This is a genomic window from Caballeronia sp. INML3B, assembly GCF_023631305.1.
Classification (GTDB): domain Bacteria; phylum Pseudomonadota; class Gammaproteobacteria; order Burkholderiales; family Burkholderiaceae; genus Caballeronia; species Caballeronia turbans.
This window is the reverse complement of record NZ_JALQDI010000048.1, coordinates 1-23,812: the sequence shown is the minus strand read 5'-3', so window position 1 is coordinate 23,812 and position 23,812 is coordinate 1. Positions and strand designations below refer to the sequence as shown.

Below are 23,812 nucleotides of genomic sequence, written 5' to 3'. Positions count from 1 at the left end.
CAGAAGCCCCCTGACGAACCGACGGTTCGTCAGGGGGCTTTTTTTTGTCCGAAATTTCCCCCTTGTTATAGCGCTCATCACTGGAGAACCCGCATGTTGCTGAAGCCGTCGGGCTGGATGCGTCTCGCCCTCACCGCAGGACTTGCAGTGACTTCGCTCGCGTCGAGCGCCGCCGATCCCGTGAAAATCGGCTTGCTCGAGGACGCTTCGGGAAACTTCGCACTGGCAACCATTCCGAAGATCCACGCCACACAACTCGCGGTCGATGAAATCAACGCGAAGGGCGGCATTCTCGGACGTCCGGTGACGCTGATCGCGTACGACACGCAGTCGGACAACACCAAGTTTCAGGAACTCGCGCGGCGCCTCGTCCAGACGGACAAGCCCGATGTCATCTTCGGCGCGTTCTCCAGCGCCTCGCGCGAAGCGATTCGGCCCATCATGGACCGTGCCCATCAGCTTTACTGGTACGACAACCAGTACGAAGGCGGCGTCTGCGATACGAACACTTTCGTCACCGGCGCGGTGCCCGAGCAGCAATTCTCGACACTCATTCCATGGATGATGCAGAAGTACGGCAAGAAGGTGTACACGATCGCAGCCGACTACAACTTCGGGCAGATTTCGGCGGAATGGGTGCGCAATATCGTCAAGGAAAACGGCGGCACGATGGCTGGTGAGGAATTCATTCCGCTGTCCGTGTCGCAGTTCGGCCAGACGATCCAGAACATTCAAAAGGCAAAGCCCGACTTCGTGGTCACGCTGCTGGTCGGCGCGAATCAGGCCTCGTACTACGAGCAACAGGCGTCGGCGCATCTGAACCTTCCGATGGCGAGTTCGGTCAACGTCGGTCAGGCATACGAGCACAAGCGCTTCAAACCGCCCGCGCTCAAGGACATGTACGTGACCGCGAATTACGTCGAAGAAGTGGATTCACCGGCGAGCAACGACTTCAAGAAGCGCTTTCACGCCAAGTTCCCGAACGAGCCGTACATCAACCAGGAAGCGGCGAACGCCTACGACGCCATCTACCTCTACAAGGCGGCCGTGGAAAAGGCGAAGTCGACGAGTCAGGATGCGGTGCGCAAGGCGCTGGAAAGCGGCGACATCTGCACGACGGGCGCGCAGGGCAAGGTCTGCATCGATCCGAAGAGCCACCACGCGAGCCACACGATCTATCTGGTGCACGTGAAGGAAGATCACTCCGTAGACATTCCGAAGGTGTGGGACGACGTCCAGCCGTACTGGCTCGGAAAGGTCGGATGCGATCTGCCGAACAAGCCCGATCACCGTCAGTACACGCCGTCGAATCTTCCCAAGAAGTCCTGATCCGAGGCCGGCGCGCGTTCGACAGACGCAGGGCGCCGGCCTCCTGAACGTGGAGGATGCATGGCCACTCTACCGAATGTCTATTCGCTCGTTTATCAGTTCGGCGACAACTTCGCCTATCTGGTGCTCGCGGCGCTCGGTCTCGCGGTGATCTTTGGCATGATGGGCGTCATCAATCTCGCGCACGGCGAGTTCATCATGTGCGGGGCGTACGTCACCATCATCGCGGCGAAGCGCGGCGTGCCGCTGCCGCTCGCCATGCTGCTCGGCGCGATCGCCGCGGCGCTCGCGGGCGTGATCGTCGAAAGGCTCGTGATCCGTCACCTCTACGACCGGCTGTTCGATTCCGTCGTGGCGACATGGGCGATCAGCCTCATCGTGCAGCAGACGATGCTGCTCGTCGCCGGTCCATCCATCGAAGGCATCGGCACGCCGTTCGGCTCGTTCTCGCTCGGCGATTATTCGTTTTCGACTTATCGCGCCGTGCTGCCGCTCATTGCGCTGGCGATTCTTTTCGGCCTCTATCTGCTGTTCTTCAAGACGAATTACGGCGTCTGCGCACGCGCAACGATCCAGAACGCGAATATCGCGCAATGCCTCGGCCTGCGCACGGACCGGCTCTACACGCTGACCTTCGCGCTCGGCGCAGGGCTCGCGGGTCTCACCGGCGCGCTCTACGCCCCGACGATGACGGCGGTGCCGACGATGGGCAGTAACTTCATCGTGCAGGCTTTCGTTTCGGTGGTGGTCGGCGGCGCGAACGTGATCGCCGGTACGACACCAGCCGCTGGCGTGCTCGCCATCATCCAGACGGGGCTCACGGCGTCTTACGGGCAACTGTTCGGGCAGATCGGCCTGCTGGTGACGGTCATCGTCGTGATCCGGCTGATGCCGCAAGGCCTCGGTAATCTCTTCACCCGCTTGCGCTAGGAGGCAGACGTGAAGCAAACGAAAATGCCATCCATGAGCGCTTGCCCGCGTGCGCTGCAAACCGTGCCGTGGCTCATTGCGCTGTGTCTGCCGCTCGTCGTCGATGCGAACACCAGCGGCAATCTCGCGTACTGCCTGCTATGGGCATTCAGCGCGGTCGGCCTTGCGGCGATGTGGGGCTATGGCGGCATCCTGTCGTTCGGACAGACGGCCTTCTTCGGGCTGTCGGGATATAGCTACGGCATCTTCACGCTGAACTACAACGACACGTGGTTCGAGTCGTGGCTCGGTCTCGGCGCGGGGCTGGCGGTGAGCGTCGCGGTCGCGACGCTGATCGGATACATGATCTTCTATGGCCGCATCAAGGGCGTGTTCATCGGCATCGTCACGCTTTCGGTGACGCTCGTGCTCGAGACCTTCATGTCGCAGACGGCCGGGCCGCAGTGGGCGATCGGCGAGGCGCGGCTCAACGGCTACAACGGCATGGGCGGCATGTCGCCGCTGACGATTCCCTGGCCGGGCGGACCGCTCACGCTGGAGAACGCGAGCTTCTATTACCTCGTGCTGATCCTGCTGATCGCGGTGTACGCCGTCATGCGCAAGCTGCTCGACGGCCCTTTCGGTCTCACGCTCATCGCGATCCGCGAGAACCCGCAACGTGCGGAGATGCTGGGCGTCGATATTCGCCGTCATCAATTGCTCGTGTTCGTGCTCGGTTGCACGCTGGGTGGCGTGTCGGGCGCGCTGTACACCATCTGGGGCGCCTACATCACACCATCGACGATGGGTCTCACGGCCGCCGCGATGCCGGTCATCTGGGTCGCGACGTCGGGCCGCAAGAGCATCGGCGGAACCATTCTCGGCACCGCGTTGCTCGTCTGGCTCTCGCAGAATCTCGCGGTGTACGGCAGCCAGTACGCGTTGATCCTGCTAGGGGCGATCCTGCTGATCGTCGTGCTGGCCGCGCCCGAAGGCCTGCTGCCCTTCGTCACGCGGCAGCTCAAACGTTTCTCCAGCCGCACGAGCGACGGCACCCGCCACGGTGGCGCGTGTCTCAAGCGAGAGGAGGGGAAGTCATGACGACGCTACTCGAAACGCGCGGACTCAAGAAGCACTTCGGCGGCGCGCACGTCATCAACGGTATCGACTTCAGGATCGACGCGGGCGAGATTCGCTGCGTGATCGGGCCGAACGGCGCGGGCAAGAGCACGTTCTTCAAGCTCATCACGGGCGAGCATCGTCCCTCGGAAGGCAGCGTGATGTTTCTTGGCCAGGACATGAGCCATGTGCTCCCGCACGAGCGCATCCGCATGGGCATGAGCATTAAGTTCCAGATTCCCGGCGTGTTCCCGGACCTGAACGTGCGCCAGCATCTGACACTGTCGCTGCATCGCGCAAAGGACGATCGCCCCGAAAGCCTCGACGAATTGCTGCAACGCTTCATGCTGGAAAACGAAGAGCACGTGCTCGCGCGCAATCTGTCACACGGCAAGAAGCAGTGGCTCGAAATCGCGATGGCCGTGTCGCTGCGGCCGAAACTGCTGTTTCTCGATGAACCCGTGGCGGGTATGTCGGTGGAGGAAACGCACGCGACGGGCGAGCTGATCAAGCGTCTGTCGGCGGCCGGTCTTACGATGATGGTGGTCGAGCACGACATGACCTTCGTCAAGCAGATCGCGTCGCGCGTGACGGTCCTGCACGGCGGAAGCCTGCTCGCGGACGGGCCGCTCGAAGACATCCTCGCGCGCGACGATGTCGCGGAAGTCTATCTGGGGAAGAAGAAATGAGCGCGTTGCTCGAGGTGTCAGGCGTGGAAGCGGGATATGGCGGCGGCCGGGTGCTCAACGGCGTATCGGTCGGCATCGGGCGAGGCGAGGTGCTGGCGCTGATCGGGCGCAATGGCGTCGGCAAGACCACGCTGATGCGCGCGCTGATCGGTCTCGTCAAACTCGATGCCGGTGAAATCAGGCTCGACGGCGAAGCGATCGGCCACGAGAAACCGTACGTTCGCGCGCAGAAAGGCATGGGCTACGTGCCGCAAGGCCGCGAGATATTCGGCGCGCTGACGGTCGCCGAAAACCTGCAGGTCGGCGCGCAGGCGAATCGCGCGCAGGCAGCGCAGATGCGCGAGCAGGTCGTCGGCTATTTTCCTATCCTGAAGAAACGCTACACGCAGAAGGCCGGGACCATGAGCGGCGGGGAACAGCAGCAACTCGCCATTGCGCGCGCGCTCATCAGCGCGCCCAAGGTGCTGTTGCTCGATGAACCCTCGGAAGGCATACAGCCGTCGATCGTCGATCTGATCGGCGAGACGCTGCAGCAGATCGCGTGCGAGACGGGCATCGGCGTGGTGCTCGTCGAGCAGGACATGGGCATGGTCGAGCGTATCGCGACACGCTGCTGCGTGATGGACAAGGGCCGTATCGTCGAAACATTGAGCCCCGCGCAACTCGGAGACGAGCAACTGATTCGCCAGTATCTGGCACTGTGACGGAGAGCGGAACATGAAATGGCTTGAAGAATCGATCATGATGAAGCGCGGTGTCGGCGCGGATCGGGAACCGGTGGAGCATCACCTCACCGAAGAGAAGCAGAAGACATATCACTACACCATCGGGCCGTATTCGCAGCCGGTGCTGCACGTGAAGCCCGGGGATCGCGTCGTGGTGGAAACGCGCGATGCCTTCGAAGGCAAGATCAGGGAGGAGACCGACAAGCCCTCTCAGGTGCTCCAGGTGCCGTTTCTCAATCCGCAGAACGGGCCGATCATGATCGAAGGCGCGGAGAAGGGCGATGTGGTCGCGGTGTACATCGAGAAGATGGCGCCGCGCGGCGACGATCCGCACGGCTTCTGCTGCATGATTCCGAACTTCGGCGGACTGACGGGCACCGACTACACCGCGCTGCTCAACGAGCCTTTGCCGGAAGTCGTGCGCAAGATCAGGATCGACGAAGAGAACGTGTACTGGAGCAAGCGCAACACGTTGCCGTATAAGCCGCATATCGGCACGTTGAGTCTTTCGCCGGAAATAGATTCGATCAATTCGCTCACGCCCGACAATCACGGCGGCAACATGGATGTGCCGGACATGGGGCCGGGGAGCATCACGTATCTGCCGGTTCGCTCGCCCGGCGGGCGTCTCTTTATCGGCGATGCGCATGCCTGTCAGGGCGACGGCGAAGTGTGCGGCACGGCAGTGGAGTATCAAAGCACGACGACCGTTCGCGTCGATCTCATCAAAGGATGGAAGATCGACTGGCCGCGGCTCGAAAACGAGGATGCGCTGATGAGCATCGGCAGCGCGCGGCCGCTTGAGGATGCGACGCGCATCGCCTATCGCGAACTCGTGCTATGGATGGCCGCCGAGTATGGCTTCGACAAGTGGGACGCGTACATGATGCTGAGTCAGGTCGGGCGCGTTCGCCTCGGCAATTTTGTCGATCCAAAATACACGGTTGGCGCGATGGTCGCCAAGCACTACCTCAAGTAAAACATCTGTCAGACGAATAGAAGCAGAGACGACCAAAGCGCGGAGGGACCGCTTCGCGCGCATTAGAGAGCGTGTCACGAAATGGCTTTGTCCGACCCCATCAAAGTGGGCCTGCTGTGCTCGACGCGCGGTTCGACCGCGTTGCTGGAGCAGTCTCAGTGGCGCGGCGCCTGCCTCGCTGTCGAGGAAATCAATGCGCGCGGCGGTATCGACGGACGCGAACTCGTCGTCCTTCATTACGATCCCGGCTCCGATCCGGTGTCGTTTCGTGAGCTTGCGGAGCGGCTGATCGTGAAGGACGGCGTCAATACCATCTTCGGCGGCTATACGTCGACCAGTCGCAAGGCGATGCTGCCCGTCGTCGAAAAGCACAACCGTCTGCTGATCTACGCGCAGATGTACGAGGGCTTCGAGTATTCGGACAACATCATCTATAGCGGCGCGTCGCCCAATCAGAATGGTGTGCAGCTCGCGGACTTCATGACCGAGACGTTCGGCGCGCGCGTGTACTTCGTCGGCTCGAGCTATGTCTATCCGTACGAGTGCAATCGTACGATGCAGGAACTGCTGCTTCAGCATCCTGAAGGCGCGATTCTCGGCGAGCGGTATCTGCCGCTCGATGCGACGCGCGATCAGTTCGCGCACGTCATTGCGGACATCAGGCGCAAGTCGCCGGACTGGATCTTCTGCACGGTGATCGGGGAGACCGTGCCGTACCTCTACGATGCCTATGCGCATGCCGGCTTCGATCCGGCCACGATGCCCATCGGCAGTCTCAATACCTCCGAGACCGAAATTCACGCGATGGAACGCGGCATCGCGGCGGGGCATATCACGGCGGCGCCTTATTTCCAGAGCATCGACACCGAAGAGAATCATCGCGCGGTCGCGCATCATCAGTCGCGCTACGGCACGGATACGCCCACGGACATGAACTGGGAGGCTGCGTATTACCAGATGCACATGTTCGCCGAAGCATTCGCGCGCGCAGGCTCGGACGAGCTTGCGACCATCATGCCGCATCTGCTCGGTTCGGAATTCACCGCGCCGCAAGGCCGCGTGCGCATCGATCCCGTGAATCATCACATGGCGCTTTATCCGCGCATCGGCCGGGCGAATGCGCACGGCCAGTTCACCATCCTGCGCGAATCGAAGTTCGCTGTCGGCCCCGATCCGTACATGACGCGTCAGACGCTCGGGGACTGGGTCACGAAGTTGAGCACGCGGGATTACTGACGTGAGCGCGCGCGCGGACAGAGGCCAGCGAAGCCTCACCAGTTCGATCCTCGAGCGCAATGCGCGCGTGGTCGTTTTCCATCCGGATGACGACGACGGGCAAACGCTCGCGAACCATCTGCGGCGCATGGGCTTTCAGGTGGAGCGATGTTGGCCGCCGACGGACACGCTGCCCGAATGCGTCGACCTCGTGTTTCGCGCGCTACTGCCGGAAGAGCGTGCGCCGAAGGGCGAATGGTCCGGACCGGATGCGCCGCCCTTGATCTGCGTGGTGGCCTATGAGAATCCGACGTTCATCGATCAGGCCATCAAGCTCGGCGCCGATGGCATCGTCACCACGCCGATTCGCGCATCGGGATTGCTGTCGACCGTGGTGATGGCGTTGCATCACGCGAAGCGTTCGCGTCAGCACGCGCAGCGCATCGCCAAGCTCGAACAGAAACTGCTCGACAGCCGGCATCTGCAGGAAGCCAAAAACATTCTGATGATCATGCATCGCGTGAGTGAGCGCGATGCATACGACATGCTGCGCGCCCAGGCGATGGAGAAGCGCGTGACCATCGACGACATCTGTCATTCCGTCATTCAGGCGGGCGAAGTGTTGCAGATTGCGCGCGGCATGACATCCGGGGACGGACGCGAGAAAGAGTGAGCGCGCCGTCACGTTTTCTGATCGACACGCACAGGAGCGGCAAACATGGACCTGCAACTGAAAGGCTTGAAGGCGATCGTCACCGGCGGCACCAAGGGCATCGGGCTTGCCATAGCACGAACATTGGCAGCGGAAGGCGCGGATGTGGCTATCTGCGCGCGCGACGAAGCCGCCGTCGAAGCGACCGCGAGCGTGCTCGCCGAACTGAGCGGCGCACGGGCATCGGGCGCGGCCATCGATGTATCGGACGGCGATGCGCTCAAGGCGTGGGTCGCGCGTGTCGGTGCGCAGTGGGGCGGGCTCGACATCATCGTGGCCAACGTGAGTGCGCTTGCGATCGGCAACGACATCGGATCGTGGCGCAAGGAATTCGAGACGGACCTGCTCGGAACGGTCAATCTCGTCGATGCCGCCATGCCGTTTCTCGAGGCGAGCCGGGCCGCTTCGATCGTCGCGATATCCAGCGTGTCGGGACGCGAGATCGACTTCGCGGCGGGGCCGTACGGCGTATTCAAGGCCGCGCTCGTTCACTACATGCAGGGGCTCGCGAATCAACTCGCGTCGAAGGGCATCCGAGCGAATACTGTGTCGCCGGGCAACGTGTATTTCGAGGGCGGCGTATGGGACTGGATCGAACATAACGATGCAGCGCTGTTCGAACGCGCGCTCGCATTGAATCCGACCGGACGCATGGGCCGGCCGCAGGAAATCGCCAACGCGGTGGCGTTTATCGCGAGTCCGGCGGCAAGCTTCGTGAGCGGGGCGAACTTCGTCGTCGATGGTGCGCTCACGCGCGGCGTGCAGCTTTGAGCGGCAATTCAACAGGAGCATCGAATGGAACAGGGCAGTGCAAAGGACATCGATCTGGACGCTCTCACGGTCGACGCCGTGCAGGCGGGTTTTCGGGCGGGCACGTTTACGGCCGAGCAACTGACGCGTGCCTGCTTCGACAGAATCGAGCGCGACAACGTGAAGTACAACGCGCTGATCTTCCTGAACCCGGATGCAATCGACGATGCGCGCAGAATCGACGAACGGCGTGCTGCCGGTGAATCCCTGGGGCCGCTCGCGGGCGTGCCGGTGGTCATCAAGGATCCGATGGACATGGTCGGCTTTCCGACCACGGCGGGATGGGCGAAGCTGTACAGCAAGCGGGGCGGCATCGATCTGATGCCCGAGCGCGATGCGCCGGTCGTTGCGCGCATGCGGCGCGCGGGCGCGATCCTGCTCGGGAAGACGAACGTGCCGATTCTGAGTCACACCGGATCGCATGCGAACGATAGCTGGGCCGGGCCGACCATAAATGTGTCAATGCCCGACCGCGTGCCGGGCGGCAGCAGCGCTGGGACGGCAGCGGCGGTGGCGTCGGGCATGGCGGTGCTCGGACTCGCCGAGGAGACCGGCGGATCGATCCAGAACCCGGCTTCGGCGCAGGATCTCGTCGGCATCAAACCGACCATCGGGCTCGTGCCGAACGCGGGCGTCGTTCCGCTGTCCGGTAATCGCGACGTCGTGGGACCGATTGCGCGTAATGTGCGGGATGCGGCGCTGTGCCTCGACGCGCTTGCCGGCTATTCGAGCGAAGATCCGAAGACGCTCGCCAGCGTCGGCCGTCAACCGGAGAGCGGTTATGCGTCGGCGCTGAAGCCGGACGCGTTGAAGGGCAAGCGTATCGGCTTATACGGCCCCGGATGGCGCACGCAGCCGCTTTCGGATGAAGCCGCCGCGCTGTACGAGCGCGTGAAGAATGAGTTGACGCGGCTGGGCGCGGTCCTGATGGACGATCCTTTCTCGGGCTCCGGTTTCGCCGACTTGAGGAAGCCGACGCCGCCGCTGGAGCATTTCGATGCGCGCGGTCTCGAATCCATTCCGTACGATCTCGAGAAGTATCTGCAACGGCTCGGCAAGCATGCGCCGCTCAAGAGCTTCGCGGAATTCGCCGAAGCGACGAGGGACGACGATGCATTCGGCCCCGAAGGCGTGCTTGGCTATCTGCATAGCCTCGCGGATTTCCGCTCGGCGCTGGCCGATCCGTCGCTGCCGCCCGAGATGCCCGAATTCATCGAACTGAAGGCGCGCTATCTGACGATCTTCAATAGGGTGATGAGCACGCATCGGCTCGACGCGCTCGTCTTTCCGCAGATGCGATGCGAGCTTCCGCCGCTTCACGGCAAGGACCTCATCCAGGAGACGACGGTCGGCGAGATCAATATCGCGGGTCTGCCGGGCATCGCAGTGCCGGCGGGCTACTATCGGTCGGGCTCCCCGTTCGGGCTGATCTTCGTCGGACGGCAGTGGGATGAGGCCGCGTTGCTCGGCTATGCGTACGCGTATGAGTGCGGCACGGGGCGCCGGAAGGTGCGCAGGGTCGATTGACCGGGTTCCCGGCGGGGGGCGAATGGGTCAAGCCGGTCGAAAGTCCACCGCGACGAAGGCGATCGCTGGCTGCGCGAGGTGGTGATCGACTGTTCGCGGAAACGGCGATGCGAATGCGAAAAGCGAAGTCGTGAGAAAAAGCCGCGATGCATTCGTCACGCCGTCACGCCACCGGCAAGCCATTGCGCCTGCGTAGTTCGCGGATCAACGCGCTGTGATCCAGCTCACCGTCACCATGCTCGACCATGTCGGTGAAGAGGCCGTCGACGAGCCCCAGCACCGGCAGCTCCAGCCCCACGCTGTGCGCGAAACCGAGCGCCGTCTTCGTATCCTTGATCTGATACTTGGCCGGCCCACCCGGCTTGAAATCCTGCGCGATCATGCGTGCCGCGTGCTGACGCAGGATCGTCGAGTCGGCGAATCCGCCGAGGAGCGCCGCGCGGACCTGCGCGGGATCGGCGCCGCCGCGTTCCGCGAGCAGCATCGCTTCGGCGACGGTGGCGATCGTGCTCGCGACCATCATCTGGTTGACGAGCTTCGCGAGCTGGCCCGTGCCCGCCGGGCCGATGCGCGTCGGACGGCCCATCGTCTGCAGCACGGCGCGCACGCGTTCGAATACCTCCGCCTCGCCGCCGGCCATGATCGCGAGCGTGCCGTCCTGCGCGCCTTTCTCGCCGCCAGAAACGGGCGCGTCGAGATAGCCGACGTCACGCGCCGCTGCGGCCTGCGCGTGGCGCTGCGCGGTATCGACAGGAATCGAACTCATCACGATCAGCACGCTGCCCGCACGCATCCTGGCGACGATCCCGTCGTCGCCAAGCAGGAGGTCGTCGCACGCGGCGCCCGAGCTCAGCATGCAGATGACAACGTCCGCATCGCGCGCAGTTTCGCTTGCATGACCGACCACCTCGATGCCCGCCGACACGAGCGGCGCCGCCTTGTCCCGGGTGCGGTTCCACGCCGCGACCCGGTAGCCGGCGCCGGCCACGCGCCGGGCCATCGGCAAGCCCATGATGCCCGTGCCGATGAAACCTACTGCAAGGCTCGCGCGCATCATGCAGGCTCGCGACGGCCGAAGCACACCGGGCGCTCCTTCACGATCAGCGCCGGAAAGCCGGCACGAAACCGATCGAGGTGCGAGGTCTGCAAGTGCGCATCGAACGCGGCGCGATTGTCGTACACCTCGTAGAACATGACGCGCGCCGGCGTTTCTTCGAACTGGACGATGTCGAACTGCCGGCAACCGGGCTCGTCGGCAAGCGAGTGCCGCGCGTCGTCGCGTGCGAGTGCAAGGAAGTCGCGCACACACTCGGCCTTCACTTCGAACTCCGCGACGACGACGAATGCTTCCGTTCGGCTATCCATGCTGGACTCTCCAATCGATGCACATGATGTGCGCACTTCACGCTGCTTTCGCGGGCTTGCCGAGCGCGCTCTGCTCCATCTCGCGACGCAGCGCGACGACATCGAGATCGCGTTCCAGTTCGACGTCCTCGAAGCGCACGATGGTGTCCTTGGCGACCGGGCGCTTGAGTCTGACGTTGTGCGCGAGCCCGATCGGCAGGCCGCCGATGGCGAGGCTCTTCGATGCCGGGATCGCATTGGCCCAGACTGCGTAGCCGCCTTCGCCGTCTAGCGTCTCGCCCGGCTTGAGGTCGCGCTTGGCGGTCGCCACGGCGTCGCCGCGGAATTCCTTGGACGAACCCGTGGCCTCGCCGCGCAAGACGGCCGACAACACGCTCACGCTGGTTTCGAGACCGATCATGTGGAACGGACGCCACATCGAGCCGTACCAGCCGGTCGGATCGACGAGCAGGCCGTACTGCTTGAAGCACGCGCGCGCGTATTCGTTCGGCGCCTTGAACGTGACGAAGACGCCGTAGCGGATGTTGTTGAGCACTTCGCGGCCGTCCGGTTCCTGGCTCGCGGCGATGTCCACGAGACCGCTGCGCGACAAGCGTCCGCCGTCTTGCGCCGGCCGAAAGACGCGCGCCAGATCATGCAGGCCAGCGGGAGGAAAGGCGAGGCCGTTGTCCGGACAGTCGAGGCCGGTTCCGTTCGCGACCGCAGCCATTTCGATCGCGGCCTTCGTGCCATCGGTGAAGGAGTTGTACATCTTCGGGTTGAAGTCGCCCTTGGCCACTTCTTCCTCGGTCCAGCCGAAGAAGCTCCATACCGTGTCCGGCGTCGAATAGCGATAGCGCGGCTCGAAATTCATGCCCTTGCCAGCCGAGATCAGCTCGAAGCCGCACGAGCGCACCCAGTCCACCAGTTCGCAGATGATCGCGGGCTGATCGCCGTATGCCATGCTGTAGACGAGACCGCGCTCGCGAGCGCGGGCGGCGAGCAGCGGGCCGCACATCGCGTCGGCCTCGACGTTGACCATCACCACATGCTTGTTGCCTTCGATTGCGGCCAGTGCGTGACGCACGCCGGCGATCGGATGGCCCGTCGCTTCAATGATGCATTCGATTTCCCCGCAGGCGGCGAGTGCGGCGGCATCGTCGAGGACGCAGGTGGCGCCGGTCTCGACGGCATCGGAGAGGGTGCGTGCGCCGTATTGTTCGGCAGGCCAGCCGACTCGCGCAAGCGATGCGCGCGCCTTGCCGACGTCGAGATCGGCGACGCCTACGACATGCAGCCCTTCGATATGGCGGGCCTGCGACAGCACCATCGAGCCGAACTTGCCGGCGCCGATCAGGCCGACGCGTACGGGGCGTCCGGAAGCGTTGCGTGCCTGGAGCAGACTGGAGAGATTCATTTGCAATCCTTTGTGGTCGAGACTATGGATCGTGGCCGCGAGCGCGGCGCGCGGTGAGTGGCCGGGGAGGCGTGTTCGAAGGCATGACAGCGGTGCGCCTTACTTGCGAGCAAGTGTAGTCAGGGGGTTCAGCCAGAACAATTAACATTTCCGAGGCGATTTGTTAGCCAGGCTTCAACGTCAGCGGGCGGCGGCACGCTACGAAGCGGCTTGCCAGGCGGCACGCTCGGCGCGCAGCCAGTCGAGGAACAGGATCACTTTCTTCTTGTGCAGATGCTCGAACGGACAGACGACCCACTGCGTCGTCAGCCGTATCTCCGGAGGCTCACGCACAGGGCAGATCAACGTGCCGTCGCGCAGTTCGCGCCACATCATGAGCGTGCTTTCGAGGGCAATGCCCATGCCGTCGACGGCGGCATCGATCGCCATATGGCTGCGGTCGAAGAGCACGCGCTGCCCCGGATCGAGCGGTTCTGTGCGCGCCACCGAGAACCAGTGCGGCCACTGGACCTGCGACTTGATCGAATAGATGAGCCGATGGCGCCGCAGTTCGGCGGCATCGAGACTCGACGGTGCGCAGTACGCGGGTGAGCAGACCGGCAGGAACGATTCCTCGGTCAGCGCCTCGACATACAAGCCCGGCCATTGCCCGGTGCCGTGACGAATCTCGATATCGACGGATTCCTGCGCGAAGTCGGTCATTTCATTGGTGCCGTTAAGACGCACTTCGAGATCGGGATGACCGTCGAGGAACGAGCGCAGGCGCGGCAGGAGAAACTTGGTGGACAGCGTTGGCGTCGCGCGCACGGTCAGGAGCGTGACGGAGCGCAACCCGCGTATACGCTGAGTCGCGTCGGCGATGCGGTCGATCTCTTCTGAAATCATCGCGAAGTAGCGCTCGCCTGCTTCGGTCAATGCCACACCACGTCCGACCTTCGTCATCAACGTAGTGCCCAGATGCGTCTCCAGAGACTGGATTTGCTGGCTGACGGCCGATGGTGTGACGTTCAGTTCCGCGGCTGCGCGAGAGATGCTCCCCGAACTCGCAGCCGCATGAAAAACACTGATGGCCCGCAATGGCAGATACATGACTCACCCTTTAGATTGGCTACACCTTTGCGCAAAATAATTGAATTGTCCTTCACCAACAAGCCTCTTATATTTTGCACACGCAGGACCGGCGGCGCCTCGACGAGAGTCGAACAAGTGTCGCGACGTGCCGCGACGCCATACAGACAAAGTGGCGCGTGGACACGCAAGTTCATAAACAGGAGACAGCATCATGAGCACGTCGAACTCGCCGCGCCGCCTCTCGCGACGCGCGGTGTTGAAGGCCGCGGCCGCCCTTCCGCTGGTAACGATATGGACCCGGCCCGCACGCGCCGCAGAGTTCACCTACAAGCTCGCCACCGGGCAATCCCTTAATCAGCCGATCAATGCGCGGCTCAAGGAAGCCATCGACCGCATACGCGAGGCGAGCAGCGGCAGGCTCGAAATCCGCTTCTTCCCCGCATCGCAACTCGGCTCGGACACCGATCTGCTCTCGCAGACGCGCTCGGGCGCCGTCGAGTTCCTCAACATCTCAGGCTCGGTGATGTCGACCGTGATTCCGCTCGCGGCGATCACCAATCTCGGCTTCGCGTTCTCCGACTACGATCAGGTCTGGCGCGGCGTCGATGGCGATCTCGGCAAGATCATTCGCACGCAGATCGACAAGAGCGGGTATGTGTCGGTGTCGAAGGCGGCGGACAACGGCTTCCGGCAGATCACGTCCGCCACGAAACCGATCAAAGCACCCGACGACTTGCGCGGCTACCGCATTCGCGTGCCGGTCTCGCCGATGTTCACGTCGCTCTTCCAGACACTAGGCGCAAACCCTACGTCGATCAACTTCAACGAGCTCTACACCGCGTTGCAGACGCATCTCGTGGACGGCCAGGAAAACGGCCTCGTCACGATTGAGGCGGGCAAGCTTTATGAAGTGCAGAAATACGTGGCTGAGACCAACCACATCTGGGACCCGTTCTGGCTGCTCGGCAATCCGCGCGCATTCAACGCACTGCCCGACGATCTCAAGACGATCGTGAGACGCGAATTCGATCGAGCGAGTGTCGAGCAGCGTGCGGATGTCGCGCGGTTGAACACGTCGCTGAAGTCCCAGCTTTCCAGCAAGGGACTGACGTTCGTTCCCGCGGACAGGGACGCGTTTCGCGCAGCGCTCTCGAAAGCCGGCTTCTATGCGCAATGGCGCGACAAGTTCGGTGCCGGTCCCTGGAGTGCCCTCGAAGCGGTGACGGGGAAAATATCATGAGCGCCGCACACAATCTGGAGGTGCCGGGGCCGTCGTTCGTACGCGACAATCACGGCGAGACCGGCATCGAACGCTGGTTGCGCCGTGGCATCGAAGTGCTCGCCGCAGCCGCGGTCGTCGGCGAGGTTGTGCTGCTGTTCGTCGGCATCGTCGCGCGTGCGGTGTTTCATCAACCGCTCATCTGGTCGGACGAACTCGCGTCCATCCTGTTCCTCTGGCTTGCGATGCTGGGCAGCGCGCTCGCGGTGCAGCGTTCATGTCACATGCGGTTGACCTTTTTCGTATCACACATGACGCCGCGCGCACAGGCGTGGGCCGAGACGCTGGCGGTCACTGCCGCGGCCGCCTTCTTCGCGCTCGTGATGCATCCAGCGTTCGACTATGTGCAGGATCAGGCATTCGTCGAAACGCCGGCGCTCGGCTGGTCGGGCTCGGTGAGAGCGCTGGCGATTCCGTTCGGCTGTGCGGCGGCATTGGTCAGTTGCGGGCTGCGTCTTGCACGGCATGACCGGCGTCATATCGTCGGTGCGCTGGCGCTCATCCTGCTGATCGCGTTCGGCTGCTTTCTCGCCAAGGGGCCCTTGACGCACATGGGGCAGGGCGCGCTACTCGTGTTTTTTGTCGGCGTGCTTGGCGCGGCGGTGATGGCCGGCGTGCCGATCGCCTTCGCGTTCTCGCTCGCGACGAGCGCCTATCTGCTGACCACCACGTCGACGCCGCTCAGCGTCGTGGTCGGACGCATGGATGAGGGCATGAGCACACTGATCCTGCTCGCCGTGCCGATGTTCGTGCTGCTCGGCCAACTCGTGCATGTGACGGGCGTCGCGCGCGTGATGGTCGCGTTTCTCGCTTCGCTGCTCGGTCATGTTCGGGGAGGCATGTCGTATGTGCTACTCGGAGCGATGCTGCTGATCTCGGGCATCTCCGGATCGAAAACAGCCGATATGGCGGCGGTTGCGCCCGTGCTTTTCCCCGAGATGCGCAAGCGCGGGATGAAAGACGGCGAGTTGGTGTCGCTGCTCGCGGCGTCCGGTGCGATGAGCGAAACGATTCCACCGTCGCTCGTGCTGATCGCGATCGCGTCGGTGACGGGCATATCTATCGCGGCGCTCTTCACCGCGGGCATTTTGCCGGCGATCGTACTTGCTTTCGTGCTCGGCGTCGTCGCGTGGTGGCGTGCGGGGCGCGAGGAAGAAACGGCGGAGAGCCGCGCTGGCGCGGTGAGGGCGCCGTGGTCGCAGGTGCGTCGCACGTTCGTAATCGCATTACCAGCGCTACTGCTGCCGTTTCTGATTCGCAGCGCGGTGGTCGAAGGCATCGCGACCGCGACGGAGGTATCGACGATCGGCATCGCCTATTCGCTCGTGATCGGCCTCCTGATCTATCGCGGCGGCCTCAAGTGGAAAGCGATCATGCCGATGCTGCTGCAGACGGCGGCACTATCCGGCGCGATTCTGTTCATCGTCGGGGCGGCGAGCGCGATGGGCTGGGCGTTGACGCAGTCCGGCTTCTCGCACGACCTTGCGAACATGATGACGAGAGTCCCTGGCGGTGCCGCGGGCTTCATGCTGGTATCGATCGCTGCGTTCATCGTGCTTGGCAGCGTGCTGGAGGGCATTCCCGCCATCGTGCTGTTCGGGCCGCTGTTGTTTCCGGTTGCGCATCAGCTCGGGATACACGAAGTGCACTATGCGATGGTCGTCGTGCTCGCAATGGGGCTCGGGGTGTTCGCGCCGCCGTTCGGCTTGTGCTATTACGCAGCGTGCATCATCGGCGAGGTGTCGCCGGAAGCGGGGCTCAGGCGGATCTGGATCTATCTCGGCATGCTGCTTCTTGGACTGATCGCAATTGCCTTTATTCCCTGGATTTCGACGGTTTTCCTTTGAACGGCCTTCGCCATTTTTGCAGGCTATGACCGCACTTGCCAGTCGCGAAGTGCGGTTTCACATGTCGAGAGCAGCGCCCGGTGGTGGGTACGCTGCTCGTCGAGCGTCCAATCGGGTTTCCCTTCCACGCTGCGTACGCTCGAACCCGTACGCTACCGTACCGACTTTGCCCCGGGGCGCGCGCACTGTGGTGTAGACGCTCCGCAGTCCCACTGAAAGGCGCCCGAGACGGCCCCGCGCGGCATGATCGTCGTCGATCGCCTGCATCGGCAGCCTCCCTTCATCACATTTCGCGCCGCCTTGACTTCCATGCGAAGGTGCCTGCCGCCTTCATCGGCTGGTATCTGTTTCTCTGGGGCGTCTTCATGTTCTACATGTGGCTTGCCACGTTCCGCTCGCCGCGCGCGCCGCTCCAGTTCATTTTTCTGGCGTTATGGATCACGTTTTCTCCTGCTCGCCGGTGGCGAATGGACGGGCTCGGTAGCGTTGCGGATGGCGGGCGGATATGGCGGTCTGCTCACTGCCGTGCTCGCGTTCTTTCTGTCGGCCGCCGATGTCATCAACGAAGTATATGAGCGGACCGTGTTTCCGATGGCGAGGCGCGGACGTTCAGCCGGCACGCGGTCATCCTGCAGCGGACGATGGCGGACGATGCCACAAGCTAGTCACGCTACTGATTGTTCAACAACATGTCGAAAGGAGAGTCACCATGGCAACACCTGTTACGCAGATCGCTGATTTCAGCAAGATCCTGGAGAGCTTCAAGTTTCCCGGCGTCGATATGACGTCGTTGCTGGAAGCGCGGCGCAAGGACGTAGAAGCACTCGCGAAGGCCAACACACTCGCGTATGAAGGCATGCAGGCGTTGGTTCGAAAGCAAACAGAGATGCTCAATGCGAGCGCGCAGGCGATTCAGGCCGCAGCGGGCCGGATGAGCGGCGACAATGCAGCGGAGGCGATGGCAAAGCGGGGGGCGTTCATCCAGGAGTCGCTGCAGACGGCGTTCGAAAACATGCGCGAGCTTGCTGAAATGGCACAGAAGTCGCAGACGGAATCGTTAGCGGCGATCAGCAAGCGCGCCGAGCAGACGATGCAGGAGCTCACGGCGCTGTCGTCGAAGCGCACGCAGTAGGGAATAACAAAGGCGCCTTGCCGGTGGCACAGAGCGCCGCGCGAGGCGCGATTTAGACGGCCTTTAGATCGGGCAGCAGACGGTCGAACTCCTGCTTCACGACGCGATAACACTCGCAGACACGTTTTTCGAGCCCCGGCCGGTCGAGCACCTGGATGTGTCCGTGACCGTAGCGAATGAGCCCGGCGTCCTGAAGCTTAAGCGCTGCTTCCGTCACACCGGAACGCCGTACGCCGAGCATGTTGGCAATCAGTTCCTGGGTCATCTTCAGTTCATTGGAGGGCAGGCGGTCCATGCTGAGCAGCAGCCACCGGCACAGTTGTTGGTCGATCGAATGGTGCCTGTTGCAAACGGCGGTCTGTGCCATTTGCGTGATCAGGGCTTGCGTATAGCGCAGTAACAGCCGCTGCACGGGGCCGCCGCGGATGAATTCCTCTTTGAGTATCTGCGCGTCCAGCCGGAAGGCGGCCCCGGCGCTTTGCACGATAGCGCGGCTCGGCGTCGTTTCGCCGCCCATGAACAGTGCGATGCCGATGAGCCCCTCATTACCCACGATCGCAATTTCTGCGGACGCGCCATCCTCCATCACGTAGAGCAGAGACACGATGGATGTCGCAGGGAAATAGACGAAGCGCTGGCGATCGCCCGATTCGTACACGACCTGCCCCAAAGTCATGTCGACCGGAACGAGATGCGGCGCAAGGCGCACCCTTTCTGCTTCTGGCAAAACCGAAAGTAAATGGTTTTCGTCGAGACGTGCGTCGTCAACCATAGCGGGTCCTCAGGTTCGCCAGAATCGCCCCGGACAAAGGGGGCGGCGGACCGCGCGCGAGCGGGCCTCGCGACCGTTTCAGGGAATCGATTAATCGCACCCGCGCGGGGTCACTTCCTGCTCGAAGTATAGTTCTGGCGCGCCGCGCGGATCGACAGGCCGATATCGGCGGGCGGACGAGGCCGTGTTCAAGCGGCCATGCACTACAGCGACGGGGAAGCGCTCGTGATGCTTTATGACATCCTGCCGACGCGCTTCGAGTGCGACGTGTTGAACGGCAGAATTGAAGTCGCGCACCCGACGCCATCGGAAACGCCGTAGAGGCACGCGTTAAAGATCATCGCGTGGCATACATCCGTCGAACACGTCTGCGGCGCGAGACGCCAAGCAGACGCGCGGCAATGAACCAAGCAAAGCTAATATCGTGACATTGCTCGAGCTTCTCGCGGGCCAGCGTCGGGCCAAAGTCGGCGTAGCGTTCCCGGATGAGGTTCACGGCGCGCTGCGCCAGGACGTCGTCCAGCTTGCGATTGCCCGGTCGGCCACGCTTACCCGACGCCACGCCTTGCGGTCCGTGCTCCCGATAGCGCGTCAGCAGGCGCTCGATCTGACGCACCGTCAGACCCAAGCGCTCAGCCGCGCGTCCGGGCTTCAAACCCGTCTCGACGACCGCTTCGATAACCTTCAGTCTGTCCCATTCGCCCATGGTCAAACTCACAGGTGCGTTCGGTGACATGACGGGCTCCCGTCTGAACGGTCAGCCCCCAGCTTGCCACCGGTCAAAAACTCGACATCTGTAAATAGCCAGAACCCGACATTAGGATACAGCCGCTACAACCCAAAAATACGATAATTAGGTTTTTTCGGCGCAGGGCAAGCTGACGCTCAAGCGTCTTCAGTTGGACGCATCCGCGTTATCCGACTGCAATATCTTCGGACATTCGGATCTTGCGTGGGACTTCGGTCAGTTCGTCCGGACGCACCAAGCCGCAGGTCCGCGTGTCGCGGTAAGCGAGGCGCGGAAGCGTAGCGATGTATCCGCGAGGCGAGAACAGTCGTTTTCTGAAGAGTCCCGCGTAACTGGCCCGCACTCTCGTTGGACAAGTCTCGTTACATGCGCACGCTCGGTTGCACTGGCAAGCGTCCAGAGTCTTTATTTTTTTCGTTTCTCTCGCCGCGACGACATCAAAAAAGCTTGGATGTACCCTTTCACCTCATCCTCGTCGATTAGCAATCCCCTCGCATCTTCGACGTTGAACGTCATCTCAAAGCTGATCTTTGTCGGCGTTGCGCGTATCCTCAGAGACATGTCGGAATAGTCCCGTGCCCCCGCCAGTGCATTTAACAGTTCATCCGTAGAGCGACGCTTGGGCCTGTCGTGGAGCGCCCTTGCGTTCCGAATCAGTCTCTCTTCGCCGACCGTCCTCTGGATCCCGATCAGCGTCTCGCCGACCTCTAGCGACATATATGATCCGTCGAACAAGCTGAGGACTATTGATGGAAGCTTTGAGATTGCGATCGCCCTTGCAAGCGTCGACCGGTCCCAACCAGTGATGGTGGCCGCCTCTGCCATGGTTGACCAAAGATTAGAAGCCAAGCCGTCCGCAAACTGGGACGCCCGCTCAATTGGCGAGACGTCCTTCCACTCTGCCCTCCTTCGAACAGGCGGGGGCACCCCTTCTAGCATCGCTACCAACTCTTGCCAGCTTCGGCCATTGGCATCGATCCTCTCAGCCCGCCGTTGCACTTCATCCCTTCCGAACTTGTTTTCGAGCCGTATCAACTCGCGAGCAGTTGCGTCTCTAACCTTCGTCGATGAAAAAAGCGACAGGACTGCTTCCGGCATCGCAATCAGCCGCGCCGCTCGGTTTATGTGTGCACGAGTTACTTTGAGCCCGGCGAGCGCTTTGGCAGCCTGAGTTTGATTCTGCCATGTTCTCCCAAGTCCGCTTTGATAGACGGAGGCAAGCAGGAGCGGATTTTTTCCTAACGATTTTGTAGATAAGTCGACAGTCATTGATTTGTTGATGTGTCGATGCGCGGCGACGAACAACGCGGGTGCGCCAAAGTTCGGACAGCGCGTCGAGGGCGAGTAGACCTCTAGCCCGGAGGCACAACTTTGTATCGTTCAAAGATCGGGCTGACCTCATACACGCAGGATGCGAGAACCTGAGCACACCAGCCTTATCGCAATCTCCATTCAACGAAGCGTCATGGTTAGATTGCATTTCAAAGGTAGGGCGATACTTTACAAGCTATTCATCCCGGGTACGTACGTCTCGGAAGCCATTTGATGAAGGCTCGACGAGTTGCGAAGAGCTGACGTGACTACAAGGATCGGCACGTCCGTGAACAGCGGCGCATAAGTGCTTTTTGTGCCGAATTCCCTTTTTGTTCCTAATCGTAACACTCTCTCGAGGACCCGAGCCGGCTGTAGGTATCGTGACATTTCCTACGGCGCTCGCGGCAGTCCGCAAACATGCGCAGATGCACAAATGTGCCCAAACGCTCCTTCCGTCACAACTTAGTCGGTCCGCCACAGCATAGGGTTCATCTGCGAGCGACCGTAAAAGACGTGCGAAACAGAGCACGACTCCACGGAGATCCCGGTCGCGAGCGGAACGCGATGACGTGGTAGGGTCAAGAAAGCTGGTCGGTATCAGCGTTTGTCGTCGGCCTTACTCATCCTTGGTACAGCTCATACCGGTATGTCACGGCTTAGCATTCGTGATATTTGCTGGTCAACGCTGGTGACCGTAGTGACGCTTCGACCGTCAAAGACATGGCGATTCGCCGGTTCACGAGCGAGCCGGTGCTGTCAGACCGCCTGAAACGTCGCGTATGACCGCCAGCATCAACGCGGTGATAGCTCAAATGATCGGCGCGGCAGCGGGGCAGTTCCGCGACTGGCCACCGGCTGCGGCCAAGAAGGCCGCAAGCGACTCGCCGTTCAATGCAGCGATAGTCGCGGGCGACCCCATGAGCCCGACCAATCCGTTCAACGGCGGCGCCGATCCTTTGACGATGCCGAGCGTCGCACGCATTGGCGTGTTCAACAACCGGGACCAGATCTACCGCGTGCTGGCCGCCCCGCTCAAGTTGACGACGATTGAGCTGGAGAAGGGCGAGAAGCTGATTGCCGACCCCGCGATGGGCGACAGCGTCCAGTGTGAGCAATTGACTCTTCGATCGCAACGAGCAAGCATCGCGTGCCTTGCGCGGAACGCTGGAACGCAGTCGAGTCTGGGAGCGGAATGTAATGCCGTGGCACCGGAACGCTGTGCCGTGGTTACGTCCGCCGAACATCGCCAAATGAGCCTACGAATTATCATGATAATTCCTAGCTTGTCAGCCCCTAAACGATAAACGCTTGTTTCTAAAGATTTTTTCTGTCCAAAACGAGGGTGTAACAAATCCGCACACTTGCGAAAATGTTACACCCCACTCGCAGGATCGCCGAGCGAGCCGTTTGGCTAGTACATACATGGCCTAGGTCTGCAGCGGAAAGCGACATCTTTTCGCGCCTGTTCTCACGGATCGAGAATTATCATGATAATTCCTAGCGAACGCTAACCGACCGCAGCACGGTACCGAACGGCGCACCGTGCAAAGACGCACGAAACAAGCCGTCTTTCCGCCGACAAAAGCACGCGCACGCTGTTTCAATGGTGACCATTCCAAAGGGTTGCCATGCGTCTTCTCAAGAATAAGCGACGGGCCGCGCTGTCCACGGCCCCCGGCTCATACGCCGAAGAAGATCCAAGCAAGGTGATTTTCGAGACGAGCACGAAGCTCAAGCTTGAAGCAAACCGCTGGATGCTGATTTCGTTCGGCCTGGCCTTTATCGCCGCCGGTGCTGTCTGGACGCGCCAACCTCCGCCTTCAGTCACTCGAGTTGTGGGCGTCTCTGCTGACACCGGCGGCCATCCGATCGTGACCGAGCTGGTCGCCTACAAGCCCGACTCGCAAGCTGTGCGCACGACCGTCAAAGACATGGCGATTCGCTGGTTCACGATCGAGCCGGTGCTGTCGGACCGTCTCGAGACTTCGCGCATGACCGCCAACATCAACTCGGTCAAGGCGCAAATGATCGGCGCGGCAGCCGGTCAGTTCCGCGACTGGCTGAAGGCTGACACACCGTTCCAGCAGATCACGGCAAACCCGAAACTGATCCGCGAAGTCGACGTGCGCAACATCGCGTTGCTTGAAGACTCGACGGTACTTGTCGAATTCACGACGACGACGTCGCAGGCTGGCGCCACGGGTAAGCCGGACGTGAAGTCGTACGCACTCACGCTGCGCTATCAAATCGTCGCTCCCACTGCCGAGCAAGCGCTGACGACGAACCCCTTCGGCATCTTCATTCCGTTCTTCCGCCTTGAGCGGACCGCATAAGCATGACCGCAACCACTCTCCATAAACCGCCGGTCATCGGCATGTGCGTTCTCGCTGCATGCGCAGCGTTCCTTGCTCAACCGGCTGCGGCTAAGAAAGCCGTGAGCGATTCTGCATTTAATGCTGCGATGGTCGCGGGCGACCCCATGAGCCCGATCAATCCGTTCAACGGCGGGGCCGATCCTTTGACGATGCCGGGCGACGCGCGCATTGGCGTGTTCCCATACAGCCGCGACCAAATCTACCGCGTGCTGACCGCACCGCTCAAGCTTACGACGATCGAGCTGGAGAAGGGCGAGAAGCTAATTGCTGACCCGGCGATGGGCGACAGCGTCCAGTGGGAAATCGACGACGACAAGATGAACCACGTGTTCATCAAGCCTCACAAGGCCGATCTAGCAGGCCGTTGAAATATCCGTCGTTGGCGCGCTAAGACGCGTTGCGACGGATGCTGAACTCGCGCTTCTGACACGCGCAAAAACCCTTGTGAGCGTTCGATGCTGCTCGTGAGTTCACAAAACCGACGCTATCGATTGCTTCC

Annotated in this window: 23 protein-coding genes and 1 pseudogene; 17 read left to right on the top strand and 7 right to left on the bottom strand. The window is 61.9% G+C overall.

Going from position 1 to position 23,812, the window contains the following annotated elements:
- Nucleotides 1-93 precede the first annotated feature (93 nt).
- The 10 genes from NCS58_RS21775 (at nucleotide 94) to NCS58_RS21730 (ending at nucleotide 10,014) form a co-directional block, all read left to right on the top strand.
- Nucleotides 94-1,329: an urea ABC transporter substrate-binding protein gene (locus tag NCS58_RS21775; protein ID WP_061121445.1), complete on the top strand. Its 1,236-nt coding sequence runs from the start codon at nucleotides 94-96 to the stop codon at nucleotides 1,327-1,329.
- A 60-nt stretch (nucleotides 1,330-1,389) separates the two neighbouring features.
- A complete protein-coding gene (locus tag NCS58_RS21770) occupies nucleotides 1,390-2,259 on the top strand; it encodes an ABC transporter permease subunit (RefSeq protein WP_061121446.1) in 870 nt (289 codons plus the stop codon).
- 9 nt (nucleotides 2,260-2,268) lie between these two features.
- Nucleotides 2,269-3,339, top strand: a complete 1,071-nt coding sequence (locus NCS58_RS21765; RefSeq protein ID WP_061121447.1) for an ABC transporter permease subunit — start codon at nucleotides 2,269-2,271, stop codon at nucleotides 3,337-3,339.
- Entirely contained in the window at nucleotides 3,336-4,046 is a 711-nt protein-coding gene (locus NCS58_RS21760) for an ABC transporter ATP-binding protein (protein ID WP_061121448.1), read from the top strand. Before NCS58_RS21765 ends, NCS58_RS21760 begins: the two co-directional genes overlap by 4 nt.
- Nucleotides 4,043-4,750, top strand: a complete 708-nt coding sequence (locus tag NCS58_RS21755) for an ABC transporter ATP-binding protein (protein ID WP_250477557.1) — start codon at nucleotides 4,043-4,045, stop codon at nucleotides 4,748-4,750. The genes NCS58_RS21760 and NCS58_RS21755 overlap by 4 nt, the downstream gene beginning before the upstream one ends.
- A gap of 13 nt (nucleotides 4,751-4,763) precedes the next feature.
- The gene (locus tag NCS58_RS21750; protein WP_061121450.1) at nucleotides 4,764-5,750 is read left to right on the top strand and encodes an acetamidase/formamidase family protein; all 987 of its coding nucleotides are present in this window, start codon (nucleotides 4,764-4,766) and stop codon (nucleotides 5,748-5,750) included.
- Between the two features lie 81 nt (nucleotides 5,751-5,831).
- The gene (locus NCS58_RS21745; RefSeq protein WP_061121451.1) at nucleotides 5,832-6,986 is read left to right on the top strand and encodes a transporter substrate-binding domain-containing protein; all 1,155 of its coding nucleotides are present in this window, start codon (nucleotides 5,832-5,834) and stop codon (nucleotides 6,984-6,986) included.
- 1 nt (nucleotide 6,987) lies between these two features.
- Entirely contained in the window at nucleotides 6,988-7,638 is a 651-nt protein-coding gene (locus NCS58_RS21740) for an ANTAR domain-containing response regulator (RefSeq protein ID WP_061121452.1), read from the top strand.
- A gap of 45 nt (nucleotides 7,639-7,683) precedes the next feature.
- Nucleotides 7,684-8,448, top strand: coding sequence for an SDR family NAD(P)-dependent oxidoreductase (locus NCS58_RS21735; protein ID WP_061121453.1), 765 nt, complete (start codon nucleotides 7,684-7,686; stop codon nucleotides 8,446-8,448).
- A gap of 24 nt (nucleotides 8,449-8,472) precedes the next feature.
- The gene (locus NCS58_RS21730) at nucleotides 8,473-10,014 is read left to right on the top strand and encodes an amidase (RefSeq protein WP_250477556.1); all 1,542 of its coding nucleotides are present in this window, start codon (nucleotides 8,473-8,475) and stop codon (nucleotides 10,012-10,014) included.
- Nucleotides 10,015-10,177: 163 nt separating this feature from the next.
- Here the strand turns inward: NCS58_RS21730 and NCS58_RS21725 are convergent, their stop codons facing one another.
- The 4 genes from NCS58_RS21725 to NCS58_RS21710 all read right to left on the bottom strand — a co-directional run bounded on the left by NCS58_RS21725 (nucleotide 10,178) and on the right by NCS58_RS21710 (nucleotide 13,864).
- Nucleotides 10,178-11,071: an NAD(P)-dependent oxidoreductase gene (locus NCS58_RS21725; protein ID WP_250477555.1), complete on the bottom strand. Its 894-nt coding sequence runs from the start codon at nucleotides 11,069-11,071 to the stop codon at nucleotides 10,178-10,180.
- Nucleotides 11,068-11,379 carry a putative quinol monooxygenase gene (locus NCS58_RS21720; protein ID WP_061121455.1) on the bottom strand — a complete coding sequence of 104 codons (312 nt, stop codon included), beginning with the start codon at nucleotides 11,377-11,379 and terminating at the stop codon, nucleotides 11,068-11,070. Before NCS58_RS21720 ends, NCS58_RS21725 begins: the two co-directional genes overlap by 4 nt.
- Before the next feature lie 37 nt (nucleotides 11,380-11,416).
- Entirely contained in the window at nucleotides 11,417-12,775 is a 1,359-nt protein-coding gene (locus NCS58_RS21715) for an NAD(P)H-dependent oxidoreductase (RefSeq protein ID WP_061121456.1), read from the bottom strand.
- 198 nt (nucleotides 12,776-12,973) lie between these two features.
- On the bottom strand, nucleotides 12,974-13,864 hold the full coding sequence (locus NCS58_RS21710) for a LysR substrate-binding domain-containing protein (RefSeq protein ID WP_061121457.1): 891 nt from the start codon (nucleotides 13,862-13,864) through the stop codon (nucleotides 12,974-12,976).
- A 193-nt stretch (nucleotides 13,865-14,057) separates the two neighbouring features.
- On the opposite strand from NCS58_RS21710, the gene NCS58_RS21705 reads away from it, so the two are divergent.
- The 3 genes from NCS58_RS21705 (at nucleotide 14,058) to NCS58_RS21690 (ending at nucleotide 18,104) form a co-directional block, all read left to right on the top strand.
- Nucleotides 14,058-15,086 carry a TRAP transporter substrate-binding protein gene (locus NCS58_RS21705; protein ID WP_061121458.1) on the top strand — a complete coding sequence of 343 codons (1,029 nt, stop codon included), beginning with the start codon at nucleotides 14,058-14,060 and terminating at the stop codon, nucleotides 15,084-15,086.
- Entirely contained in the window at nucleotides 15,083-16,972 is a 1,890-nt protein-coding gene (locus tag NCS58_RS21700) for a TRAP transporter large permease subunit (protein ID WP_061121459.1), read from the top strand. Before NCS58_RS21705 ends, NCS58_RS21700 begins: the two co-directional genes overlap by 4 nt.
- A 709-nt stretch (nucleotides 16,973-17,681) precedes the next feature.
- On the top strand, nucleotides 17,682-18,104 hold the full coding sequence (locus tag NCS58_RS21690; RefSeq protein ID WP_061121460.1) for a phasin family protein: 423 nt from the start codon (nucleotides 17,682-17,684) through the stop codon (nucleotides 18,102-18,104).
- 52 nt (nucleotides 18,105-18,156) lie between these two features.
- On the opposite strand, the gene NCS58_RS21685 is transcribed toward NCS58_RS21690, so the two are convergent.
- Nucleotides 18,157-18,876, bottom strand: a complete 720-nt coding sequence (locus NCS58_RS21685; RefSeq protein ID WP_061121461.1) for a Crp/Fnr family transcriptional regulator — start codon at nucleotides 18,874-18,876, stop codon at nucleotides 18,157-18,159.
- 198 nt (nucleotides 18,877-19,074) lie between these two features.
- Between NCS58_RS21685 and NCS58_RS34195 the strand changes: the two genes are divergently transcribed.
- Entirely contained in the window at nucleotides 19,075-19,197 is a 123-nt protein-coding gene (locus NCS58_RS34195) for a hypothetical protein (RefSeq protein ID WP_284502351.1), read from the top strand.
- 16 nt (nucleotides 19,198-19,213) lie between these two features.
- Here NCS58_RS34195 and NCS58_RS21680 read toward each other — a convergent pair whose 3' ends face one another.
- Together NCS58_RS21680 and NCS58_RS21675 are read right to left on the bottom strand one after the other, a co-directional pair.
- A complete protein-coding gene (locus tag NCS58_RS21680; RefSeq protein WP_409219319.1) occupies nucleotides 19,214-19,612 on the bottom strand; it encodes a helix-turn-helix domain-containing protein in 399 nt (132 codons plus the stop codon).
- 417 nt (nucleotides 19,613-20,029) lie between these two features.
- On the bottom strand, nucleotides 20,030-20,893 hold the full coding sequence (locus NCS58_RS21675) for a hypothetical protein (RefSeq protein ID WP_061121463.1): 864 nt from the start codon (nucleotides 20,891-20,893) through the stop codon (nucleotides 20,030-20,032).
- An 824-nt stretch (nucleotides 20,894-21,717) separates the two neighbouring features.
- Between NCS58_RS21675 and NCS58_RS21670 the strand changes: the two genes are divergently transcribed.
- The 3 genes and pseudogenes from NCS58_RS21670 to NCS58_RS21660 form a co-directional block, all read left to right on the top strand.
- Nucleotides 21,718-22,242 (top strand): TrbG/VirB9 family P-type conjugative transfer protein, encoded by a 525-nt coding sequence (locus NCS58_RS21670; RefSeq protein WP_250477553.1) that lies wholly within the window; start codon nucleotides 21,718-21,720, stop codon nucleotides 22,240-22,242.
- A 324-nt stretch (nucleotides 22,243-22,566) separates the two neighbouring features.
- Nucleotides 22,567-23,271, top strand: coding sequence for a type IV secretion system protein (locus NCS58_RS21665; RefSeq protein ID WP_061121464.1), 705 nt, complete (start codon nucleotides 22,567-22,569; stop codon nucleotides 23,269-23,271).
- Between the two features lie 2 nt (nucleotides 23,272-23,273).
- A pseudogene (locus NCS58_RS21660) lies at nucleotides 23,274-23,669 on the top strand (TrbG/VirB9 family P-type conjugative transfer protein); the annotation flags it as partial.
- Nucleotides 23,670-23,812 lie beyond the last annotated feature (143 nt).